The 5564-nt window shown below is 30.2% G+C and carries 6 protein-coding genes; all 6 read left to right on the top strand.

Translation table 11 applies throughout. The features are described 5' to 3' along the window. Positions 1-366, top strand: a 366-nt coding sequence (locus SVN78_07950; GenBank protein ID MDY6821537.1) for a lytic transglycosylase domain-containing protein, incomplete at its 5' end; no start/stop codon positions are given. Positions 367-446: 80 nt separating this feature from the next. Next, the gene (locus tag SVN78_07945) at positions 447-1703 is read left to right on the top strand and encodes an aminomethyl transferase family protein (protein MDY6821536.1); all 1257 of its coding nucleotides are present in this window, start codon (positions 447-449) and stop codon (positions 1701-1703) included. Positions 1704-1718: 15 nt separating this feature from the next. Continuing rightward, positions 1719-2126 (top strand): glycine cleavage system protein GcvH, encoded by a 408-nt coding sequence (gene gcvH, locus SVN78_07940; GenBank protein MDY6821535.1) that lies wholly within the window; start codon positions 1719-1721, stop codon positions 2124-2126. After that, entirely contained in the window at positions 2123-3463 is a 1341-nt protein-coding gene (gcvPA, locus tag SVN78_07935) for an aminomethyl-transferring glycine dehydrogenase subunit GcvPA (GenBank protein MDY6821534.1), read from the top strand. Before gcvH ends, gcvPA begins: the two co-directional genes overlap by 4 nt. Then, on the top strand, positions 3450-4910 hold the full coding sequence (gcvPB, locus tag SVN78_07930; protein MDY6821533.1) for an aminomethyl-transferring glycine dehydrogenase subunit GcvPB: 1461 nt from the start codon (positions 3450-3452) through the stop codon (positions 4908-4910). The genes gcvPA and gcvPB overlap by 14 nt, the downstream gene beginning before the upstream one ends. After that, positions 4910-5564: lipoyl(octanoyl) transferase LipB (gene lipB, locus SVN78_07925; GenBank protein ID MDY6821532.1), on the top strand; the 655-nt coding region annotated here is incomplete at its 3' end. The genes gcvPB and lipB, both read left to right, overlap by 1 nt.

The raw sequence follows: 5564 nt of genomic DNA, 5'->3' as shown, positions 1-5564 counted from the left end.
TCTGTGATAAAAGTTGAAAGCTCCTTTATAGCTGACAGTTTCTCAAATAAAGGAGCCATAGGCTTAATGCAATTAAAACCAAAAACAGCCTTTTATATTGTTGATAAAATTGAAGATGTAGATTTATCAACTGCCCACGAATTGTATGACCCAGTGCTTAATATAAAAATTGGGATAAATTATCTATCCTATCTTATTAATAAATTTAGGAACAACAAAAAATATGCATTAATAGCATATAACATTGGTCCAACAAGATTAAAAAATATGCTTAATAATAAAATGAAAATCCCAGAAAAATACTATAATGCTGTGAAAAACAATTATTTAGAAATACTAGATTTTATAAACCAAAAACTAACATAATAAATCAACTATAACCCATATAATCTTCCATTTTTTATGATTTAATTGACACGTTATTTATTATTTACTAAAGTTATAGTATGTTGAAAAAAACTTATCTATATAATACCCATAAAAAAAATGGTGCCTCCTTTAAAGAATTTGGTGGCTATGAAATGCCACTTTGGTTTAAAAGTGGGGCAAAAGAGGAACATTTTGCAGTTTTATTAAGAGCTGGACTTTTTGATACAAGTCATATGTCTACTATTATAATAAGAGGTAAATCATCTCGTAGTCTCTTACAAAAACTAACAACTAAAGATTTAGAGAGGGCAATTGGTAAAAATAAATTGCCCTTAGACAATCTATCAAGTGTGTATTCTGTTTATTTAGATGAAAATGCCCATGTTATTGATGATACAATCATATTCCAGTTAGATAATAATTTATACATCTCTGTAGTAAATGCATCAATGAATAAAAAGATTGTACCCCACTTTGAACATTTTAACGAAAACTGTGAGATAATTGACCTAAGTGATAAAATAGGAAAAATAGATTTACAAGGTCCATTATCTGTTAAAACACTATGCAATATACTAGAGACACCTCAATTATTATATGATATGAAACCTTTTACATTCAAAGGGTATTTTAACAAAGTTTTCTCTAATGATAATTCAGCTGTTTTTACAAAGAAGGGTTATCCAATTCTTGTCTCAAGAACTGGTTATACAGGTGAAATAGGATTTGAGATATTTGTAGATTTAGAATATATTGAAGATCTATGGTTTTCATTATCAGAAAAAAGAGGTGAAACTGTAGAATATTGTGGTCTTGCAGCAAGGGATACCCTAAGAGTTGGGGCAAAATTGCCTTTATCTCACCAAGATATAGGAGAGTGGCCATTTGTTAATAATCCATGGACATTTGTTTTACCCTATAATGAAGATAAAACAGGATTTACCAAAGATTTTTTGGGAGCTACAAAACTACTAAAAAATAAATATAATGAATATACCTACCCTTTTGTGGGCTTTGATCTAAGAAAGGTCCCATCAGGGGGTAAGGCTCTTGTTTTAGATAAAAATAATAATGAGATAGGTACTGTTTTAACCTGTGTAACTGAGCCTTCAATTGATAGATATAATCATAAAATTTATACTATCACATCCCCAGATAAACCAGAAGACCTTCAAATAAAGGGATTATCTAGTGGATTTATAAAGGTTAATAGAAAACTAGATTTAAATGATAGGGTTTATTTAAAATATGGCAAAAGAGTTATAGAGGTTGAGATAGTTAATACTATTAGAAGTAATCTAACGGCAAGAAAAAAAATAACAAATTTTTTATAATTAGCTGGAGGCAATATGGATAATTTTGACAAATTACAATTTTTAGATGATTTATATTACTCTAAAGACCATGAATGGCTAAAAAAGGTTGATGATTATTTCCTTTTAGGTGTCACAGATTATGCACAAGATCAATTAGGGGATGTTGTATATGTTGAATTGCCTGAAATAAATAAAAGGTATAAAAAAAATGAGGTGATTTCTACACTAGAGTCAGTAAAAACAGTCAGTGAAGTATATTCGCCTGTAGAATGCACAGTTATTGAGGTTAATGAAGAGTTAACAGACAAACCAGAATTGATAAACAAAGACCCTTATAACAAGGGATTTATTGCAAAGGTTAAAATAGCTAACACAAAAGAACTAGACGATTTACTTGATAAAAATCAATACATTAATTTAATAAAAGGACAATCTCAATGAAATACATCCCACATACCGAAGAAGATATAAATGAAATGCTAAAAACAATCAAGGTTGAAAGCATTAATGATCTATTTAACAATATACCTAATGATGCTAAATTTAAAAGCATCCCAAAAATACCAAAATCATTAAATGAGTTTGAACTTTTAAAATATACTTCTTCTATTGCCTCAAAGAATATAACCCCTCTTAAAGGGGGTTCTTTCTTTATAGGAGCAGGACGCTATTTTCATTATATACCTGAGGTTATCCCCACTCTAATTTCTAGGGGTGAATTCTCAACTTGCTATACCCCTTATCAGGCTGAGGTTAGCCAAGGAACACTTCAATCAATTTATGAATATCAAACATTAATTTGCAATCTATTTAACATGGAGATTGCAAATGCTTCTCTCTATGACGGGGCAAGTGCTTTTGCTGAAGCTTTGTTTATGGCTTATAGGTTGTCGAAAAAAAATAAAATATACATAGCAGCCTCAATCCATCCTTTTTATAAAGAGGTTGCCTATACATACCTTAGACCCCTTGATATTGATATAATAGAGCTTGATTATAAAAAAGATGGTACTGTAAATTTTGGTAGAATCAAAAATGAAGATGTGTGTGCAATTGCAATTCAATCGCCAAATTTCTTTGGTGTAATAGAGCATTTTGAAGAGTTAAAAGATATAAAAAATAAAATAAATGCCCTATCAATTGTAACATTCACCGAACCAATAGCTTACGGCCTTTTAAAGCCACCTGGTGATTTTGATGTTGATATAGTATGCGGTGAGGGGCAAAGTTTGGGCCTTCCACCAGCATTTGGTGGTCCTTCTCTTGGTATTTTTACTACAAAATATAAATATGTTAGGTCAATCCCCGGTCGCCTAGTTGGTAAAACAGTTGATAAAGAGGGCAAGAGAGCATTTTGTTTAACACTTACTACAAGGGAACAACACATAAGACGTGAGAAAGCTACCTCAAATATATGTACAAATGAGAATTTATGTGCTTTAGTAGCAAACATTTATCTCTCTTATATGGGCAAAAAGGGGTTAGAGTATATATCAAAACAAAATTATAACAAAATGTGTTATCTAAAAGATAATTTAGTCAGATTAGGTTTTAAAGAGACTTTTAAATCTCCAACCTTTAATGAGTTTGTACTTAAAGCACCCAAAAAATTTAAAAAAATTCAAAATAAACTAAAGAAAAAACATATCTTTGCTGGCATAAATTTAAAGTATTTTGGTTTAGAACTAGAAGATCACTATCTATTTACAGTAACTGAATTAAATTCTAAGAATGAGATAGATCTGTTAATCAGTGAGGTTAAAGATGGACTCAAATAATACAAGTAAAGAGCAAGGCGTAGCAGAAGAATTTGTGTGGGAAAAATCAGTGAAAGATAGGTCAAGATTGTCTATATTTGACAATGATAAAATCAAAGATTATGAAATAGATAAAAATTTAATAAGAGAAGATCTAGATTTACCAGAATTATCAGAACTTGATATTGTAAGGCATTTCACAAGGCTTTCACAACTAAATTATTCAATTGATACAAACTTCTATCCCTTAGGCTCGTGTACGATGAAATATAATCCAAAAATTAACGAAAAAATAGCCAATTTTGACGGCTTTAATCTAATACATCCCTTAACAGATGAAAAATATATACAGGGTGCACTTGAGTTAATATATAACCTTGAATCATTATTGAAAAAATTAACAGGGATGGATGATATAACCTCTCAGCCAGCAGCAGGAGCTCATGGTGAACTATTGGGAATGCTTTTAATCTATGCATATAATAAAACTAATGATAATAAAAAAAATAAGATACTGCTTCCAGATTCAGCCCATGGTACTAACCCAGCAAGTGCTTCTCTCTGCGGATTTAAACCTATACAATTAAAATCAAATAGTAATGGCATAATAGATGCAAAATCAGTTAAAGATGCAATGGATAGTGAAACTGCTGGTATTTTAATTACCAATCCAAACACATTGGGTTTTTTTGAAGAAAACATTTTAGAGATATCAGATATAGTCCACAAAAAAGATGGTCTTGTTTACTGCGATGGTGCAAATCTAAACGCTCTTTTGGGTGTGGTCAATTTCAAAAAATTAGGTGTTGATATACTACACCTAAATCTACACAAAACCTTCTCAACCCCTCATGGTGGTGGTGGACCTGGTTCTGGTCCATTATGTGTTTGTGATACGTTAAAACCCTTCCTTCCTGTTCCTTTTGTAAAAAAAAGAAAAGATAGATTTACTTTATCCTATGATAGGGTTAACAGTGTAGGCAAAATTCATTCTTTCTATGGAAACTTTAATATTATGGTTAGGGCTTATGCTTATATCTTATCACTTGGTATGGAAAATATTAGAAAAATAGCGGAAATGTCAGTATTAAATGCTAATTACTTAAAAGAAAATCTTAAAAAATATTATAATCTTCCCTACGATAGGCAATGTATGCATGAATGTATCTTTAATGATGAGAAACAATCAAAATATAATATAAAAACAATAGATATAGCAAAGAGGCTAATTGACTATGGTATACATCCACCAACAATATACTTTCCTCTTATTGTAAAAAACGCTTTAATGATAGAACCCACTGAGACTGAATCAAAACAAACAATCGATAATTTTGTAAATGCAATGAGAGAAATAGCAAAAGAAGCAGAAGAAAACCCTGAATTAGTAAGAGAAGCTCCACACACAACGACTATTAAAAGAGTTGATGAGGTCAAAGCTGCAAGAAAACCTGTGCTTAGAGGATAATGTTATCATACGCCTTAAATTTTACTAAAGTTGACTACATAAAAGCTTATAATTTACAAAAGTATATAGTTGGTAAAAAAATAGAAGATTCTACCTTTCCCGATATTATTATCTTTTTAGAACATTTACCAGTTTTTACAATTGGTAAACATGCATCTTACAAGAATATTACATCTATAAAACATATTACTAAAAACAGAATTCCAATTATAAAAACTGATAGAGGTGGGGATATTACATTTCACAATCCAGGTCAACTTACAATCTATCCTATAATAAATTTAAAAAATATATCATTATCAATAAAGGAATATGTAGCTTTCTTAGAAGATTTAGTTATAGATGCACTAAATAAATACAACATTAAAACAAATAAAATTGATGGCACAATTGGGGTATTTACAGATAGTGGTAAAATAGCAAGTATTGGGATAGCTTGTAAAAGAATGATTACCTATCATGGCATAGCTATTAATATATATAATGATTTAACCCCTTTTAAGTGGATTAATCCATGTGGACTAAATAATATAAATATGACAAATGTATATAATATTATTGAGTTCAACAACTACCTAAAACATAAACTAAATCAAATGAGCAACCAAATTTTCATCGAAGACATGTCTTTCTTCCAAGACTCATCCAGCAAAG

It is taken from the genome of Deferribacterota bacterium, assembly GCA_034189185.1.
In the GTDB taxonomy this organism is placed as follows: domain Bacteria; phylum Chrysiogenota; class Deferribacteres; order Deferribacterales; family UBA228; genus UBA228.
Note: the sequence above shows the minus strand (reverse complement) of the source record. Positions and strands in the feature narration are given on the sequence as shown.

What these genes read in the sequence shown, in the direction of transcription:
- SVN78_07945 (MDY6821536.1), top strand. Translation starts at nt 447, where the DNA reads ATGTTGAAAAAAACTTATCTATATAATACCCATAAAAAAAATGGTGCC.
- gcvH (MDY6821535.1), top strand. Translation starts at nt 1,719, where the DNA reads ATGGATAATTTTGACAAATTACAATTTTTAGATGATTTATATTACTCT.
- gcvPA (MDY6821534.1), top strand. Translation starts at nt 2,123, where the DNA reads ATGAAATACATCCCACATACCGAAGAAGATATAAATGAAATGCTAAAA.
- gcvPB (MDY6821533.1), top strand. Translation starts at nt 3,450, where the DNA reads ATGGACTCAAATAATACAAGTAAAGAGCAAGGCGTAGCAGAAGAATTT.